Source organism: Rhizobium sp. 2YAF20, assembly GCF_052114685.1.
Taxonomy (GTDB): domain Bacteria; phylum Pseudomonadota; class Alphaproteobacteria; order Rhizobiales; family Rhizobiaceae; genus Rhizobium.
The window spans coordinates 1-16,604 of record NZ_JBFRFF010000070.1 but is presented as its reverse complement, the minus strand read 5'-3'; the positions used below and the strand labels follow the sequence as shown (position 1 = coordinate 16,604).

At 57.7% G+C, this 16,604-nt stretch carries 17 protein-coding genes and 2 pseudogenes; 6 read left to right on the top strand and 13 right to left on the bottom strand.

Annotated elements, in window-relative coordinates:
• The 4 genes from AB4Z52_RS34600 to AB4Z52_RS34585 all read right to left on the bottom strand — a co-directional run.
• A partial coding sequence (locus AB4Z52_RS34600; RefSeq protein WP_442222351.1) for a hypothetical protein occupies positions 1-813 on the bottom strand: 813 nt, incomplete at its 3' end.
• 500 nt (positions 814-1,313) lie between these two features.
• A complete protein-coding gene (locus AB4Z52_RS34595; protein ID WP_442222350.1) occupies positions 1,314-1,619 on the bottom strand; it encodes a type II toxin-antitoxin system RelE/ParE family toxin in 306 nt (101 codons plus the stop codon).
• Complete coding sequence (locus AB4Z52_RS34590; RefSeq protein WP_442222349.1) at positions 1,619-1,900, bottom strand: type II toxin-antitoxin system ParD family antitoxin; 282 nt, start codon at positions 1,898-1,900, stop codon at positions 1,619-1,621. Before AB4Z52_RS34590 ends, AB4Z52_RS34595 begins: the two co-directional genes overlap by 1 nt.
• 106 nt (positions 1,901-2,006) lie before the next feature.
• Positions 2,007-2,951, bottom strand: a complete 945-nt coding sequence (locus tag AB4Z52_RS34585; RefSeq protein ID WP_442222348.1) for a HEPN domain-containing protein — start codon at positions 2,949-2,951, stop codon at positions 2,007-2,009.
• 362 nt (positions 2,952-3,313) lie between these two features.
• Between AB4Z52_RS34585 and AB4Z52_RS34580 the strand changes: the two genes are divergently transcribed.
• From AB4Z52_RS34580 to AB4Z52_RS34570, 3 genes are all read left to right on the top strand, one after another.
• Complete coding sequence (locus AB4Z52_RS34580) at positions 3,314-3,943, top strand: LysE family translocator (RefSeq protein ID WP_442222347.1); 630 nt, start codon at positions 3,314-3,316, stop codon at positions 3,941-3,943.
• Between the two features lie 94 nt (positions 3,944-4,037).
• The gene (locus AB4Z52_RS34575) at positions 4,038-4,655 is read left to right on the top strand and encodes a C39 family peptidase (protein ID WP_442222346.1); all 618 of its coding nucleotides are present in this window, start codon (positions 4,038-4,040) and stop codon (positions 4,653-4,655) included.
• Between the two features lie 526 nt (positions 4,656-5,181).
• Entirely contained in the window at positions 5,182-5,367 is a 186-nt protein-coding gene (locus AB4Z52_RS34570; RefSeq protein WP_442222345.1) for a hypothetical protein, read from the top strand.
• 107 nt (positions 5,368-5,474) lie between these two features.
• Here AB4Z52_RS34570 and AB4Z52_RS34565 read toward each other — a convergent pair whose 3' ends face one another.
• On the bottom strand, positions 5,475-6,197 hold the full coding sequence (locus AB4Z52_RS34565; RefSeq protein WP_442222344.1) for a phosphotransferase: 723 nt from the start codon (positions 6,195-6,197) through the stop codon (positions 5,475-5,477).
• Positions 6,198-6,638: 441 nt separating this feature from the next.
• On the opposite strand from AB4Z52_RS34565, the gene AB4Z52_RS34560 reads away from it, so the two are divergent.
• Positions 6,639-7,415, top strand: a complete 777-nt coding sequence (locus tag AB4Z52_RS34560; RefSeq protein WP_442222343.1) for a glycerophosphodiester phosphodiesterase — start codon at positions 6,639-6,641, stop codon at positions 7,413-7,415.
• Positions 7,416-7,417: 2 nt separating this feature from the next.
• Here AB4Z52_RS34560 and AB4Z52_RS34555 read toward each other — a convergent pair whose 3' ends face one another.
• The 8 genes and pseudogenes from AB4Z52_RS34555 to AB4Z52_RS34520 form a co-directional block, all read right to left on the bottom strand.
• A complete protein-coding gene (locus AB4Z52_RS34555; protein ID WP_442222342.1) occupies positions 7,418-8,245 on the bottom strand; it encodes an inositol monophosphatase family protein in 828 nt (275 codons plus the stop codon).
• A complete protein-coding gene (locus AB4Z52_RS34550) occupies positions 8,245-9,252 on the bottom strand; it encodes a LacI family DNA-binding transcriptional regulator (protein ID WP_442222341.1) in 1,008 nt (335 codons plus the stop codon). The genes AB4Z52_RS34555 and AB4Z52_RS34550 overlap by 1 nt, the downstream gene beginning before the upstream one ends.
• On the bottom strand, positions 9,236-10,012 hold the full coding sequence (locus AB4Z52_RS34545) for a glycerophosphodiester phosphodiesterase (RefSeq protein WP_442222340.1): 777 nt from the start codon (positions 10,010-10,012) through the stop codon (positions 9,236-9,238). Before AB4Z52_RS34545 ends, AB4Z52_RS34550 begins: the two co-directional genes overlap by 17 nt.
• On the bottom strand, positions 10,009-11,067 hold the full coding sequence (locus AB4Z52_RS34540) for an ABC transporter ATP-binding protein (protein ID WP_442222339.1): 1,059 nt from the start codon (positions 11,065-11,067) through the stop codon (positions 10,009-10,011). The genes AB4Z52_RS34545 and AB4Z52_RS34540 overlap by 4 nt, the downstream gene beginning before the upstream one ends.
• A complete protein-coding gene (locus tag AB4Z52_RS34535; RefSeq protein WP_442222338.1) occupies positions 11,067-11,909 on the bottom strand; it encodes a carbohydrate ABC transporter permease in 843 nt (280 codons plus the stop codon). The genes AB4Z52_RS34540 and AB4Z52_RS34535 overlap by 1 nt, the downstream gene beginning before the upstream one ends.
• 2 nt (positions 11,910-11,911) lie before the next feature.
• On the bottom strand, positions 11,912-13,213 hold the full coding sequence (locus AB4Z52_RS34530; RefSeq protein WP_442222337.1) for a carbohydrate ABC transporter permease: 1,302 nt from the start codon (positions 13,211-13,213) through the stop codon (positions 11,912-11,914).
• Between the two features lie 61 nt (positions 13,214-13,274).
• The gene (locus AB4Z52_RS34525) at positions 13,275-14,621 is read right to left on the bottom strand and encodes an extracellular solute-binding protein (RefSeq protein WP_442222336.1); all 1,347 of its coding nucleotides are present in this window, start codon (positions 14,619-14,621) and stop codon (positions 13,275-13,277) included.
• A gap of 270 nt (positions 14,622-14,891) precedes the next feature.
• Positions 14,892-15,005, bottom strand: a pseudogene (locus AB4Z52_RS34520) (IS5/IS1182 family transposase); the annotation flags it as partial.
• Between the two features lie 320 nt (positions 15,006-15,325).
• Between AB4Z52_RS34520 and AB4Z52_RS34515 the strand changes: the two are divergent.
• Positions 15,326-16,132: an MBL fold metallo-hydrolase gene (locus tag AB4Z52_RS34515; protein WP_442222352.1), complete on the top strand. Its 807-nt coding sequence runs from the start codon at positions 15,326-15,328 to the stop codon at positions 16,130-16,132.
• Positions 16,133-16,304: 172 nt separating this feature from the next.
• A pseudogene (locus tag AB4Z52_RS34510) lies at positions 16,305-16,604 on the top strand (hypothetical protein); the annotation flags it as partial.

Sequence of the window (16,604 nt, the reverse complement as noted above, 5' to 3'; positions counted from 1 at the left end):
CCGGGTGTCGTTCGATAGAGCAGCATGACGATCCGCTAAGGCTGTTTCAATGCCTTCCCGGGCTATCTGATCGGCGATATCATCAATCAAAGCAGCGATCTCGAGCTGCTCGGCATTGGTTGAAGGCTGCTGATCATCTTTCCGGGGAATGGTGATCAAGACATCAGGCAATCCAACCAAATGAAACCCGACGCTCACCATCCCCTCAACATCATCGCCAATGGGGCGGCGCGAAAAAGCGAAACGGCAAGTTCTCGCAAGTGTCAGTAGATCGCCGGACGCAGCTGCGGTGCGGGCCTGCTCAAAAAGTTCCTCCCATCGCCGCGCGCCATGGGCTACGCCCGCGCTCTCGCCCTTTGCGGCAACTGCACCGTGATCGAGCATGTATTGTACAAGCATCAAAGCTTTGGCGGATGTCGCTACGGTGGTTTCTGCCGTCATTGACGGGCCAAGTAGGTAGAGGACGGACCCATGCCCGGCGACAGCGTCTTCGTCAGTCTCTTGATAGGCATTGGGATCGACGCGGTCCCAGCAAATATTGAATGATCGTTCCATTCGACCGTCCGGTTCATCCTGCGAACCATCTTCATCGGCGGTAAAGTCATCGGCGAACAAGTCGATGGCGGCGCGGGCGCTATGCAAGAGCGCCGCAAGACCATTTTCTCGGCCTAGAAAACAAAGCACATGACGCGGTGTGTAACTGGAACGGGATACTGCAAATGCCGATGGTTTGCTCGACGTTCTAATGACAGACGGTTTGCCCAGGAAAAGACTGCCCAAAAATGCAAGAACGCCACGACGCATTGAACTCATTTCGGTGTCCCTAGGGTTTTCAATCAACGGGTCTGCGGGTGTTGACAACGACATATCCAAGCTGTGCCATATCTCACCCCTTTTATTTGCGCTGCAACTTGATTTTGGTTCAGTCAGTCGGATGTATCAGCGGCGCGCCCTGATACATCCGTTGCTTGGCATATGCTAGACGTTGGCCCGCACGCAGACACAATCCACTTGCCTCCATCGCTGATTGCGACCGCTCTGCACTTTGATACCCGGACCGGGCGACCATTTCGATTTCGTTCGCATGCCAGCCCATAACCGCGTCATTGCTAACGGTCTGTTAATCACACAAATAGAGGAAGACCCCGATTAAATGCCAAACGACATGAGGGGCCCACCTACCGGCTGAAGAGGCGCTCGATTTCTCCGCGCTGCTCTGCGTGTTTGGCCGGATTGTCCCTCTTCAGGCGCTCCAGGTTAATGAGTTTCCGTCGCACGGCCGGTAGCTCACCTGCCCTGGTCGTCTATCGTGGTTACTCGCCGTTGCTCTCGAATTCTTGTCCCGCATAAAGAATCCGCAAAACGATGACTTCGCTGTCCTCGACGACGAAGGCCACACTTACGCGGCGCTCGAAGCCGACGATGCGCAACCCCTCGCGCACATTCGCGCGGACCGTCCCGCGCTCAGGAAAGGTTTCAAACTCTGCCAGGAAGGCGCGGATTCGCGCGATGTAATTGCGGGCGACACTGGTTGACGCTGATTTTCTACGAACGAACCGGTAAATTTCCGCAACATCTGCCTCCGCCCGTTCAACGAGGCGGACACGGTAACGCTTCATCAGACCTCTTCCTGGTCGATGTCATTCATGCGAGCCTCGACACCTGCCCAAGCTTCATCGAGCGGCTTGGCTTTGGTGGGATCTGCTTTGTGAGCATCGTAGGTGGCGGCAACTTCGCGGCGTAACCATTGTTCGACGGCGTTTTCCCGTTCTTGCAGAGCACGGAGACCTTCGCGAATGACCTCGCTTTCCGAGGCGTAATCGCCGCTAGAAACGCGGGATTTGACGAGCGTGGCCATCTCGATCGGCAACGTAATGCTCATTTGCTGCGTTGAACGCATGGATTGATCTCCTKTATCTCTCCATGWTTATAGCAYGAAGTAGGATAGAATCCTACTCRTTCCARGCCGCGTWTGAYAGGGGTTGGGCGGCGTCAAAGTCTGGAGACTACAGGCCCGCTTTTTCCAGCCGTTCACGGCAGATTTGCTCGACAATTTCCTGAAGCATTCTGACGTGTTCGATCAGCCATTCAAGCTCTTCGACCGTGATTTTATATTGTGAGGAATAGCGCGCCTCGACGTAGGCGCGCGACAGAAGTTCGAAGCGGCGTCGGGCTATACGAGTGTCGCGCGGCCACGCGGCAATCAGCCTGCGATCGATGTCCTCCGCCTTGGATCGAAGCATCTTAAGGCGGTGCGATTTTGGACTGTAGAGCGTAAGGGTCAATAGAAAACAGTGGTAAGACCGCTCAGTCGCTTGGTGAAGATTAAACGCAGCATGGCTGAACATTCCATCCGCAACGGCGGTTTCCGCTTGCTTCAAGCAGTATGAGGCATCCTCGAACCATTTTGAAAAATTGGCTTCCGCCTCCGTTCTGGCCTCCTCCAGCCTCAGCGGTTTCGGCTCGGCAAGCGGATGGCCCGGGGCCTCATAGAGGATCTTGCCATCACGGGCGATGTCGATGAAGAAGGGCCGGCCGCGTGCCAACTGATCGTTGACATCAGCAAGGCTGTGAATGATCGGTACGACAGGCGTCCGGATATGATGGGCGATCTGCGCCTGGATGAGCCGCTCGTCGAGAGCGAGCCAAAGATCGTCTTCCTCGGCAAAGCTTCTGTGATTGACGACGATCAGAAGATCGTAATCGGACCGGTAGCCGCTGGCGCGATCCTCAACCCAATCGCCGCGGCTATACGAACCGTAAAGGATGACCTTCAAGACCTTGCCGCCGGTTTTGCGATCGGACAGCTTGTGGGCCTGGAAGGTCTGTACCTCGTCGAACACGATTTCCAGGACGCGGGCGAGTTCACGTCTCTTGCTGGCAGGTAGATGGTCAAGCGCGTCGGTCAATGTCAAAGCCGCATCAAAATCTTCACCGGGAATCGTATCCATCCTATCGGCTCGCTGTTAACAAGGGGAGCAACCTTTTTACGTGTATTTCTTTTGATCAGCAACTAAAGAAGGCGGTCGACCGATCGATCCACGGATTTGCCTTGCAGTCGGTGCCGCCCGGCCAGACGAGTGTCTTCGAAATATCATTGAAATCTCACTCAAGCTGGATCGAACGTCCCTGTGGGTGATGTCAGGTTAAGTAGTTTACACGCGGCGAAATTATCTGCGCGGAAGGGTGACCTGAATAGCAATGAGAGTCGTCTGTTTCGATCGCGACCACGCTCTTCCGTCAACCTGCACGACGGGTTACCGTGGCCAACAGAACCGATCCGTCGTCGCTGATACAGAAGCGGGGTAAACCTATGCACTTGGAGCACATTCATCATCTTCTGCTCCTCTATGCCGCATACCTGATCGCGGTCGCTAGCCCTGGTCCCAGCACCATGGCCATCATGGGAGTTGCCATGAACCAAGGACGCGCGTCCGCCGTCGCATTGGCGCTCGGACTGATGACCGGTAGCACGTTTTGGGCGGTTTTAGCCGCAACCGGCATTTCCACTATTCTGACCGCGTATGCCGAAGCTCTCTTCGCGATCAAGATCGCCGGTGGCCTCTACCTGCTTTATCTCGCTTACAGGTCCGCAAACTCGGCCTTGTCGCCAACTGCCCGGCAGGTAAAAACCGATACCCCCACGAGAAGAACAACACTTTATCGCAGGGGTGTCCTTCTTCATTTATCCAATCCCAAGTCCATTCTCGGATGGATTGCAATCATGTCGCTTGGGCTGCGCCCCGACGCATCGCCCCACACTTTCCAAGCCATCGTAGCAGGTTGCGCTATTCTCGGATTTCTGGTCAACGTCGGCTACGCTCTGATCTTTTCAACCACCCTGATGGCGCGCGCCTATCAGAAGTCCCGGCGTTGGATCGAAGGCACACTCGCCGCGATCTTCGGGTATGCCGGCATTCGCTTGCTACTTTCGAAGGCATAGGCGCCGCGCCTAGCGTGCAGCATTGCGATTGGCCAGTTGACCGATGTCTTGATTGTCTGCCGATTTACATCAACACCAAAGGATAGAAATAACAATGCATAGCGGCGAAGTCCCTTATTTCAGCCAGTGGGAAGATTCCGATATGACGAATGCGGTGCTGTTCGAGGGACCGCTGAAAGCACTGTTACGCGATACCAAGTGGGAAGGGTCGGGCGCAGGCAATATCGAGGAGTATGCCAAGTGGGCCGGCAATATCTGCGGCATGGCATGCCTCAAGATGGTCCTAGCCGCAAAATTCGCAGAGATATATCAAACGATCGAACTGGCACGCGGATGCACGTCCTACGGCGGTTACGTCGTCAATCCAGAGACACAAGCGATCAAGGGCCTCATTTATGCGCCTTTCGTCACGTTCATCAGGGATCGATTCGGCCTAGCAGCCGAAGTCGTTGCGGGAGTGACAAGCGCCGATCTGCCAATGATCCTTGAAACTTCGTCCTTCTTCATCGCATCCGTTCACCACACGATCAGAGATCCTGCGACGGTACCGTCGTCGAAGGGAGGGCATCTGGTCCTGTGCATCCGCGCATCGAGCGAGGAAATCGTGTTTCACAATCCGTCCGGCCATACAAAGAGCGCGCAGGAATATGTCACATTGCCCTCCGAGACCTTCGATGGCTTTTTTGCCGGAAGAGGCATAGCGGTCGCCTAGGGGGCGAACCGATTCCGGCTGTGAAGCAAAGTGCGGGGCGCACGACGCGATGCATTTGCGTCGCGTCGTGCGCCCAGATTGAGCTAAATCGGCCGTCATTCAGGAATCCGCGACCTTAATGTCAATCTCGTGCTCGTCGAATAACTGGCCGTTTTGCAGAACTCGTCGCAGCGTTCGCGCGATGCCATGAGGAGTGAATGCAACTCAATTATATCTGATGTACACGGTATAATTGTACATGTACTGTCAAAGCTGATTAGGGGCGGGACGCCGCCGGGAGGAATATGGCATGCCAGTATCTCTCGTAGCCGACCGGCAGGCGGGGCACAGGATTTGGGGATTTTCTACCGGATTGTCGAGCAGTCGGATATCGAGATTTTCCCAGAGAGCTGACCTTGATCAGGTGCGGGATATCGAAGACGCTGTACAGGAACGCATTCGAGAGCAAAAGCCGCTGCCAGAAGGCGAAATCATCTAGCGTGACGTGATTGAAGAGCATGCTCGGGGTGAGCCTGAGCTCGATAGAATGTCGCCTGCTTTAGCTGTGTTGGCGGAGGAGCAAAAGGGCTTCATTCAGACCGAATTGGAAGAGGCAGGCAAGCTGAAGCACCTTTCATTCAAAGGTGTTTCGCAAGCCGGCCTGGATATCTACGACGCTGATTTGAGCATGCAAAAATCGAATGGGGATTCGCTCTCACTCATAGAGGCCTGACAAGCCACCTTTATCTTCGACAAACACCCTAGACAGCTACAGCCTTGTCGCGAATATACTAACTTTTGATCCGGAGGGGTTTTGAGGAAGAGCACCGTCGCTCTGGGCTAGAAATCCGTGTCTATGAAATAGCCAGTCGGCAGCAACTTCTCCGTTACATTGATGATCGTCCAATGTGCCGCTGATGCCGCCCAATCCTCCATGTCAGTCTTGCCATTCATCCTTCCCGAGCTCGCAAGCGCCGTCTGTCTCGCGACTGCGTAGGCGGCGATTTGCGCCGGAGAGCAAGTAGATAGTCCATAGCCTTCGGCAAACACTGACAGGCGTCGAACCTGTTCTGCTCCGGTGTATTCCGGATTGCCGAGGTCAAGCCAAGCGAAAGCGGAGTAGCCCAGGTCCCATAAACGCAGCCCGGGCGCAATCGTATCAAAATCGATGAGCCCGAAGGGAAGATCCTCATAGAAGACTGCGTTGGGAGGTCCCCAATCATTGTGACATATAACTTCCGCATTCTGTTGTCGTGCAAGCGGCGACTGCGCGGTAGCATCGTGGAAGCGGCGCAAAAGTGACGCGGCTGATCGAAGCTGAACATCGGAAAAGTGGTCTAGATCAGGCGGAACATCACCTGGCAAGAAGCTTAGGATTTCGCGATTGCGTTCGTCGATCCCTAAGAAACGCGGAGTACCTTCGAAGCCGATATTTTCCAGTTCCCTCAGTAAATCATGGACATTCCACCGATCGGCCGAGATTGGTCGGCGCACGGTATCGCCGACGCGTACTACCCCGGCAGTTATACGACCGCCGACCAATGGAATTTCAATTTCGCTCATAATCTGAGAAGCCGCGTGCTATGTCATCCGATTGGCCACTTTCGCAAATGTCGGTCGCGAAACTCTGACTTTTGCGAGAGATTTTTCTCTGAATTTTCAGCGCGGCCGATTTTGTCGCGAAACTTAGCATATACTTACTCCCTGTGACGCCTCCCACAGAATGCAGGGAGCAGCAAGACCGTTGCGTCTTGGGCCCGCTCTGCCATACATCGCGCGCTTAATCGTTTTCAGGCGGATGATCTGACCTTCCGCCTGACCATTGCCAAACGACAGAAATCATGGAGCGTGATGCACACGCGTCCTTGAAGAGCATCAGGGATTGAGGCACGGAATCGCGATTCGAAGTGACTACGGGGATGGTTGCACGTGGATAGGCAGGGTTTGGAAATTGTAGACGGAGGCCATCGGGCGCGACTGAAGTGGCATCGCTTGCGGCGTCGAATGAGCGATGCGCTTTTTTCGGCGGAGGTCTTGCGATCGGGCTTGGCGCTTGGCGCATCGATGGAGCTCGATCTGCGGGTGCGGGCCGATGGTGGTTTTGTCGTTCTGCATGACAAGGCGCTTGACGACGAAACGACGGGGTGCGGATCGATCGCCGAAAAATCCATTGATGACCTGCGCGATATCCGCATGAAGGAAGGGGGACGGCCGCTCGTTTTGACCGAGGATTTGTCTGCGCTGCTGCAATCGGCGCATCCGGAGGCTTTGCTCCAGTTCGATATGAAGGATGATTACAGGGCGATCGGTGAGAAGGGCATCGCCCATCTCACTCGGCATTTTCAGAACATTGCCACTTCGGTGGTCGTCAGCGGTGCGAGTCTCGAGCTGATTGTCGCGGTCAAGGAAAAGCTGCCGCATCTGAAACGTGGCATCGATCCGACGGACAAGCTGGTTGAGATTTACCGGGACCGCGGCTTGAACGCCGTAGAAGCCGATCTTCTTGGCGATATACGGGGTCCAACGGAGCCCGACACGATCTATCTACATTGGCAGCTGATCTTGCGGGCTGCAAAACAAGGGCTCGACCTGATCGCACTCTGCAGAAGCGAAAACAAGCTTGTCGACGCCTGGACCTTTACGCCGAAAGACCCGGGGAACGGTTTCAGCGATACCGAATGGCATGATTTTTCGACGCTGATGGCGTTGAAGCCGGCCCAGATCACCACCGACGAGGCGCCTGCGACGGAAGAGGCCTGGCTGAAGCGGAGGGCTGGCTGAGGTTAGACGGCCACCACCGGAGCAATTCCTTCGATTTCCAGAATGAAGGCGAACTCCGGGGCCAAGCCCGGCGAATAGGCGACGACAGGACCGCCGTCGGCCAGAAGCGTTTCAAGCCCCGGCATAGCCACCACTGCCCCCGCCTCCAGGGCAATCAACGCGCCGGCCAGCATATCCCAGGCATTGAGGTAGCGCTCATAATAGAGGTCCGCGACACCTTCGGCGACACGAATCAGGTCGATTGCGGCCGCACCCATGCGGCGGTAATCCATGCCACGCTCGTGAAGCCGTCTTGAAACCGTCAGATGTTCATCGAAGCTGGTTTTCCGCGAATGGCCGAGCACGATCATCGCATTGGCCGGATCGGTGGTCGTGCCGGCGTGGATCGCCTGCCCGCTCTTGTAGGCGCCCTTGCCGCGAATGGCGTGGAACACCGTATCATTCGCGGCATCATAAACGACGCCGATTTCGAGCGAGCCGACGGCGACAAAGGCGATCGAGACGGCCCAATGGTTGAACCCGCGGATGTAATTCGTCGTTCCGTCGATTGGATCGACAACCCAGGTGCCTGCTGTCCCCGACTGGCCGCCGGTTTCTTCGCCCATGAATTTGTCTTCGGGGAAGTGCGAAAGCAAGCTCTTACGGATTGCGTCTTCCGCCTGCTTGTCGGCGATGGTGACGAAATCCTGCGGGCCCTTGTTTTCGGCATGCAGTGCGCCGGAACTGGAGTCACGGCGGAACCGAGCAGCCTCGCGCCCGACTGTCAGCGCGGTCTCGATGGCGACCTCGGCGCGTTCCCTAATGGCGGCGGCGTCAAATGCAGAATTCATCAGGCAGTCCTTCGTTTTATCAACGTCACGGGCGTGAACTCGACACGCGCCGTAATATCGGGTTCGGCCATCCGGCTCATCAGCAGGTCGACCGTCTGTTCGGCCTGGAAGTCGCAGGGTTGGCGGATCGTCGTCAAGTTGTATGCTGTCCAGCTTGCCTGGGGTATATCGTCGTGGCCGATGACACGCAGAGGCGGTTCGTCCTCGCGTACCCGCCCGGTCAGCAGTCGATCGAGCACGCCGCAGGCCATGTAATCGTTGGCGCAGAAAAGCCCATCGATGCCGAGCGAAAGCAGCTCAGGCGCAGCGTCGTAGCCGCTCTGGTAATCGTTGATTTTCACAGGCAGCAGTTGCGCCTCGACGCCCTGCTGCCGGCAGCTGGCGATGAAAGCCTCGCTTCGCCGCTGGGCGGTGTAGGAGATCGTCGGCGCCGCCATGATCGCGAGCGCGCGCGCGCCACTCTCGATGAAATGGGTTGCGGCGAGATGGCCGGCCATGCGGTCGTCGGAGATGATGCGGTCGACAAACGGAATATCGTCGCCCTTGTTGATCAGAACGATTGGCACGCCTTCGGCGGCGCACTGTTCGCAGATCTCGGTCGGCGGCGCGTCGGAGGTCACGATGACGCCCGAGACGGCAAAATGCAGCAGCTGGCCGATAACCGTCGAGGTATCGGCCTCTTTCGACGTCGGCAGCAGGATCGGCCGGAAATTGCGGGCGATCAACGCGCGGGCCAGATGCTCGATCTGCAACGTGCGGAAGGGGTTGTCGAGACCGGCCGCGACGAGGCCGACGAGATCCGAGCGCTTGTTGGTGAGGCTGCGGGCCAGATAATTCACCCGGTAGCCAAGCTCCTTGGCAGCCAGGTAGACCTTTTCTCGGGTCTTAGGCGAAACGCTTGCGTCAGGCGTAAACGCGCGTGACACGGCGGCGCGCGAGACGCCTGCCAGACGGGCGACGTCGAAGGACGTCGCCTTGTTGCGTGGGTCTCTATCCTTGTCTGCCACGGTCTTCTCCCCCAATCGGGCGGCGCATGAGATCGGGCAGATCCGTGCAGATGCCGAGCACAGGCAGCGCCATGATATCGCGCAGGATCGCGGGTCGCTCTTCGTGCCAGAGCACGATTTCCCGCCCCTCGTCGAAGGCGCGCTGCATCAGCGCTTCCGTCACCAGATCCTGTGGTCGGGCCCCTGCCCTCTCCCAGCAAAGATGCAGGATATCGGCGCCGGCTTCGTCGCCCAGCGCGTGCGGGTCATGATCGACGCGCACCAGAACCGAGAGCGGAAAGTCGCAGCTCGCATCGCGCAATTCCCGCACTTGGGCCGTATCGAAAGAGCCGAGACAGGCGAAGTGCTGCCTCTTTTCCTTCAGGTGCTGCCAACAGCGCAGGCCGGTGCCCGGTGCCTTGAGTTCGATGTAGAGCCCGGTATTGGTCTCGCGGCCAAGGGCAGCCACCTCGGCGAAGCTCGGCACATTCACTTCCTCGAGGCGTGCAAGCTCCAGGGCGGTCATCTCGGAGATACGGCGGTCGATGCCGAAGACACGTTCGAGATGGTCGTCATGGGAGACTACGACCACGCCGTCCCTGGTCATCTGCGTGTCGAGTTCCCACATCTCGGCGCCGAGCTCGGCAGCCCGTCGGAATGCCTCGAGCGTATTTTCACGCTCATGGCCGCTTGCGCCGCGATGGCCGATGCAGAAGGGCAGCCGGCCTTTGCTGGCAGGCCAGCGGTAGCGACCGAAAAATTCCGAGAAATCGCGTGTCATCCGAGCCTCCGGCCATCTTCGTCGAATACGAACACACCCTTGCTGTCGATCGACCAGCTGACCTCGTCGCCGACCTTTACATCGTTGCGCGCCGGTTGGATCGAACGCAGCAGCGCCCCGCCCGGAAGCTGGACGTCATAGAGGTTTTCCCGGCCTTGCGTTTCGGCAAAGTTGACCTTGCCCGAGACGGCAATGTCGCCGCCCGGCGTGAAATGCTCCGGGCGGACCCCGAGCATCAGTGGCGCGCCTTCCGATGCGGACACTGAGGACGGTAGCGGCACGCGGATTTCGCTCTCGGGCATCGTAAATGTGCCCTGCCGGTGAATGCCGCGCAGGAAGGTAATCGGCGGGTTGCCGAGGAAGCCGGCGACGAAGGCCGTGCGCGGATCGCTATACATCTCGGCCGGCGTGGCGATCTGCACGATCTCGCCTTCCTTCATGATGGCGATGCGGTCACACATGCTCATCGCCTCGACCTGGTCATGGGTGACGAGAATGGCGGTGATACCGGTCTCGCGCTGGATGCGGCGGATTTCCGAGCGCATCTCGAGGCGCAGCTTGGCGTCGAGATTGGCGAGCGGCTCGTCGAGCAGCAGCACGTCGGGCTCGCGGATCAGCGCGCGGGCAAGCGCCACGCGCTGCTGCTGGCCTCCCGACAGCTGTGCCGGGCGGCGGTCCATCAGATTGCCGATCTGGACGAGTGCGGCAATGCGGTCGACTTGCCTGCGGATCTCCGCGGTCGGCTGGCCCTTGACCTTGAGCGGAAAGCCGATGTTTTCGGCAACCGTCATATGCGGATAGAGCGCATAGGACTGGAAGACGACGCCGACATTGCGCGCCTGGCTCGGAAGGTCCGTCACGTCGCGATCGCCGAAGAGGATGCGCCCGCCGGTAGGCCGGTGGATGCCGCAGACAGCAAATAGCGTCGTGGATTTGCCGCAACCCGAGGGGCCGAGCAGAGCCAGCATTTCGCCGTGCCCTACTTCCAGTGTCATGTTCTCGATGACCTTGATGGAACCGAAGCTCTTCGAGAAATTGTCGAGGAGGATACGCATCAGCCTTTGCTCCCGCCGCCATAGATGTTCATCAGATATTTGTGGAAGAAGCCGTAGAGCAACAAGACGGGGATCACATAGAACACGCCGACAGCCTTGAACGTCCCAAAATCGAAATTGTTGTCGTCGGCGATCAGCGCCGAGAGATAGACCGACAGAACCTGCACCTTGTTGCCCGGCGCCAGCACCTGCGGAAGAATGAATTCGCTCCAGCCGGAGAGGAACGAGAACAGCGCCAGCGCCATGATCGCCGGTCGCACCTGCGGCAGGACGAGGCTGCGCCAGACGCGGAAGCGGGAAGCACCGTCAATGACGCCAGCCATCTCCACTTCCCAGGGCACGGTGTCGTAAAAACCCTTCATCAGCCAGATGCCGAGTGGCAGATCGATTGCCGCCTTCACCAAGATGACGCCGATCAGCGAATTGTAGAGGCCGATCATCTGCAGCACGATGAAGATGGCAATGATCAGCGTCACCGACGGAAAAGCGTGCAGCACCATGACACCGGCAAGAAAGAAGCCGCGCGCCGGAACGTTCAGCCGGGACAGGACGTAACCTGCCATCGAGGAGATCAGCAGGACAACGGCCGTCGTGCTTGCCGTGAAGATCAGCGTGTTGAGGGTGACGAGCCAGATATTTGGCTTGCCAACCGGGGTCTGCCAGAGAAAGCTCCAGTGCCGCAGCGTGAAGCTATCCGGGAGAAGCGAACCCACTGCCTTGTCCGTCACTGTGTCGATAAAGAGATACGCATACATCAGCACCAACGGCGCACTGACGATCGACAACGCCAGGATGACCGGCCAGGTCCTGTAGTTCGCCGAAGGTTGCGAATTGTCCGCCATGATCAATCCTCGATGAGCGGCCGCGCAACTAGCGTGGCATAGTTGAAGACGCGCAGATAGGCGAGCGAAAGCACGACGCCGATGACGACGAGAACCAGCGCCATGGCAGCGCCAAGACCATATTCAAGGTTGCCGGCATAGTTGTTCAGCGCTGTGTGATAGGCGGCAAGGGACCAGACTTCGGTCGCCTTGCCCGGCCCGCCGCGGGTCGATAGCAGGATTTCGTTGAAGGAGGCGAGCAGCGACAGGGTCTGATAACAGGTAACGAACAGGATCGGCCAGCGCATCTGCGGCAGGATGATGTAGCGGATCTGTTGCCAGCGGCTGGCGCCGTCCACCTCGCTCGCGAAGAACTGGCTCTTCGGGATCGCCTTCAGCGCCGAGGAAAAGACCAGCATGCCCATCGAGGCACCGATGAAACCATTGATCAGCACGACGAAGAGCCAGGCATTATAGGCGTTGTCCAGCAGATAGTTCTTCGGTGGATAGCCGAATTTCCCCATGAGAACGGAAATGAAACCGGTGTCCCAGGCAAGCCATTTCCACATCAACACATAGATGACAACGGGCGTGATGCGGGGCAGCAGCCAGATCGACCGAAAGATTGTCGCTGGCGCCGAGGGCATGTAGTGCGTCCAGATTGCCAGAAGCATGGCATAGGTCGTGTTGAAGAGAACAAGTACCAGCGCGACGTAGAGGAGCGTATTGAGGAGGACGCGGGTCATGTCCGGTGATGAGGCGATGCGCGAAAAATTCTCGGTCGTCCAGCTCCAGCCGGTATAGGTCGTCTTGGCAACGGCGGATTTCTGGTCGTCTGTCAGCTTGAAACCAAGCTTGTCGAGCGAAGCGAAAAGCTCGTCCTTGCTGGAAAAGCGAGAATTGACGACGGACCGGTTGAACTGCTCGGAAATCTGCTTGACGTCGTGCGTCGAAGGCCGTTCCTCGAGATCCTTGATCATGCGCTCCGCTTCGCGGCGGGACGGAAAGATTTGTCCCATATGCTTCGCGCGCAATTCCGCCGCAATGCCTGCATTGAGCCCCAGTCCTTCAACGGCTCTCACGCCGGCTTCGTCAATCGTGTAGAGCGGCTCGGACATCTGCTGGGCTATGTCCGGCATCGTCTCCTTCAATGCGTTCAGCGAATTCGGAACGATCTGATAGGCGCCGCCGGAGATGCCGGTTGCAGTCGTCATGTTCGTCATCGAGAATACGGCAGTCAAAATGACGGGCAAAAGGAAGAAGAGAACGATCATGATCGCGGCGGGCGCGATCATCACCAATCCGAGTGTTCTGGACGATTTCAATGGAAGCCCTCCCGGCGGTCCGGACAGCGGAATGACCGCCGCCCGAGGGACTACGCCGATATCAGCGAATGACGATCTTGTCGCCGAGTGTGCTCTTCAGTTCGCTCTCAACGTCATTGATAGAGGCATCGACGGTCTTGGACCCCGTCCAGGATGCTTCGAGACCCTTCCACATGATGTTCCAATAGCCGCCGAAGTCAGAATTATTCGGCATCGCGTTGGCGAAAGGCAACAAGCGTTGGGTCGCCTCGCGCGTCCAGCGGTCAGCCGAGTAGAAATCGACGCCGGATTCCGACTTGGAAATGCCGAGATGGGCGGACTTCACCGCATGCAGGGCGTTCGTACGGGGTTCGGAAGCGATCTTGATCAGTTGGGCGGCAATTTCCGTCTCGTCCTTATCGTGACCCGAGGTCAGGAGGTAGACGAGCGGGTGCGTCAGCGTGTTGGCCTTGCCACCCTCGCCGGCCGGAATGAGCGTGAAGACAACGTTGTTGAAAAAGTCCTTCAGGCCCTCCTGGTTGACGAGCCGCGCATAATGCCATGTACCGGCATCCCAGATACCCGCCTTGCCGGTCGCGACTTCCTTCCACCATTGATCACCAGGCATACCGATGTGGTTCTTCTTGGTGACGCCCGTCTTCACCGCGTCGGCAAAGAACTGATAGGTCCGGGTCATTGCCGCCTTGTCGAAAACAAGCTTGCCGTTTTCTTCCATGACGCCACCAAAGCTCGTGTAAAACTGCCAGTAGTCCGGGCCGTTGCTGAAGCGCGGATAGAAGCCGTAGCCAGCCTGGACAAGCCCCTTGTCCTGCATCTTCTTGGCGTCTTCAAGAAGGTTGGCCATGGTATAGGCGCCGTCCTGAACCTTCTTCGGCAGTGCGTCCAGATCGGCGTCGCTATAGCCGATCGCCTTCATATAGGGCTTCCAGAAGAACATCGGACGCGATTCGGCATCCTGTGGGATACCGTAGACTGCACCATTGTAAGAAGCGATCGTGATCAGATTGTCATAGATGTCGTTGAGTGGCCAGGAATCCAGATCGACATAATCTTCGATCGGAACGATCAATCCGGCCTGCGCCCAGGGAGCAATATCCTCATGGCCGCTGACGACGATGTTCGGAGCCTTCTTGGCTTCTGCTGCGAGCGTCAGCGCCTGTTTGAAGCTGTCCCAATCGGCATAGGGGGTCTTCTCGACCCTGATTTTCAGGTCCTCACCCTTGAGCGCTGCTTCACGTTGAAGCTGCTGGGCGGCGATTTCAATGTTATCGAGGCGGTAAACGTCGTTCGGGCCCGTGCCGCCGGACCAAACGCTGATGGTGATGTCCTTGGCGAAGGCGAGAACCGAGGTCGAAGCTAGAATGGCGGCGGCGACCGTTATGCATTTCAATGTCGGCAGAATGGTCATTTCCTCATCTCCCTGGAAGAACAGCGTGAGACCTCTTTGACGGATCAGCGCTGTGAATGGGGCCGCCCGTCGGTTTCACCAAAACGTTACAAGTCACGCTCTATGGGTGGAAGGTAACGTCCGAATGACAAAATTGAGCACGTGTGCAAAATTACTATGACGAAGTCTCGCGCCGTTGCAAGCAGCGGTCGACGGCAGCATTTTCAGGCTTCATTTCGGCCTGGTGCACGGCTCAGCATGTGGCCGCAATTTAGTCTTTGATGGAGTTGGTCATATAGATGTCGCCGTCATTGCCTTGCAACGAACGTGTCTCGGGCGTGCGCAAACGAGCATTCGGTTGAGAGCGGAAACACCCAGAGCAGCCTCTGTCTGCTGAGCGGGGAATGGCTGATCGGCGGGGTGGCGGCCCGACGTGGCTGTGGTTCTTTGGCAATGCCGCGCCTGGTCAGGCTTCCGCACCGCTATGCTGGTGGCAAATGCCGCCGAAATCGCTGGGATCGCGGATTTGTTGCTGCCGCCGTCCTCCCTGTTGCAAAGGGCGTTCGATTGGTGGGTATGTCGCTTTCGTCACTCGATACCGCGGGCGAAGGGAGACGAGCCGCAGCTTGCCATTTCGCTTTGATCGAACCTCGATCGCGGTGGTAACAAATAGCTCGAGGGGGGATGCCCCGCAGATCGTGAGACAGGCTGACGAGGATTTGAGGATGACGTGTTTTATCTGCATGACATGCGGTACGCAGTTCAGCGAGAGCCCCGAACCACCACCAGCCTGCCCCATCTGCAAAGACGATCGTCAATTCGTGCCACAAGCGGGCCAAGAGTGGACGGACATTGCGGCGCTTAGCCAGACGCACAGCGTCATCTGGAATGAGGAAGCGCAAGGCGTGCACAGCTTGCAGATCTCACCCTATTTCGGGATTGGTCAGCGCGCCTTTCTCATCGAAGGACCAGACGGCTACATTCTCTGGGACTGCCTCAGCCTCATCGACGAGGCGAGCAAGGCCCGAATTGCTGCCCTTGGCGGCCTGAGTGCGATCGCGATCTCCCACCCTCATTTTTATTCGTCAATGACCGAGTGGAGCGCAGCTTGCGACGGCGTGCCAATTCATATCTATGCCGATGACGGCGAATGGGTGCGAAGGTCCACTTTCGCCCTGCGCCCTTGGACGGGCGAGGCGCTGCAGGTAGGCAAGGCGACCATGATTAGGTGTGGCGGCCATTTCGCGGGCAGCTCTGTGCTTCATTGTCCCTGGCTGGAAGACGGACGAGGCGCTCTCTTCGTCGGCGACACGATGCAAGTGACGATGGATCGCAAATGGGTCAGCTTCATGCGCAGCTATCCGAACCTCATTCCGCTCAACGCTCGTGCGGTGAAGGGAATCTCGCAGGCGGTGCGGCCATATCGTTTTGAGGCGATTTATGGTGCATTCCCTGGGAGAACAATCCAAAGCGACGGCAACAACGCGGTGGAGCGGTCCATGGAAAGATATCTAACGGCCATTGATGGCTAGGGATGCCCCGGTCACTCGCGAACAGGCCGCCGTTGCCGCAGTACTCGCGAACCTGATTGCCAATGGATTGAAATGGAATTCGGTTTTTGGAACAACAACCGCCGCCTTCAATGGATCTGAACCCGTGGCCTTGACGCACCGCGCTTTCGCTTCGTCAGCAGCAATGCGCCATCGGGCCCGCACCGCAGCTGCGTCCGGCGATCTACTGACACTTGCGAGAACGTGCCGTTTCGCTTTTTCGCGCCGCCCCATTGGCGATGATGTTGAGGGGATGGTGAGCGTCGGGTTTCATTTGGTTGGATTGCCTGATGTCTTGATCACCATTCCCCGGAAAGATGATCAGCAGCCTTCAACCAATGCCGAGCAGCTCGAGATCGCTGCTTTGATTGATGATATCGCCGATCAGATAGCCCGGGAAGGCATTGAAACAGCCTTAGCGGATCGTCATGCTGCTCTATCGAACGACACCCGG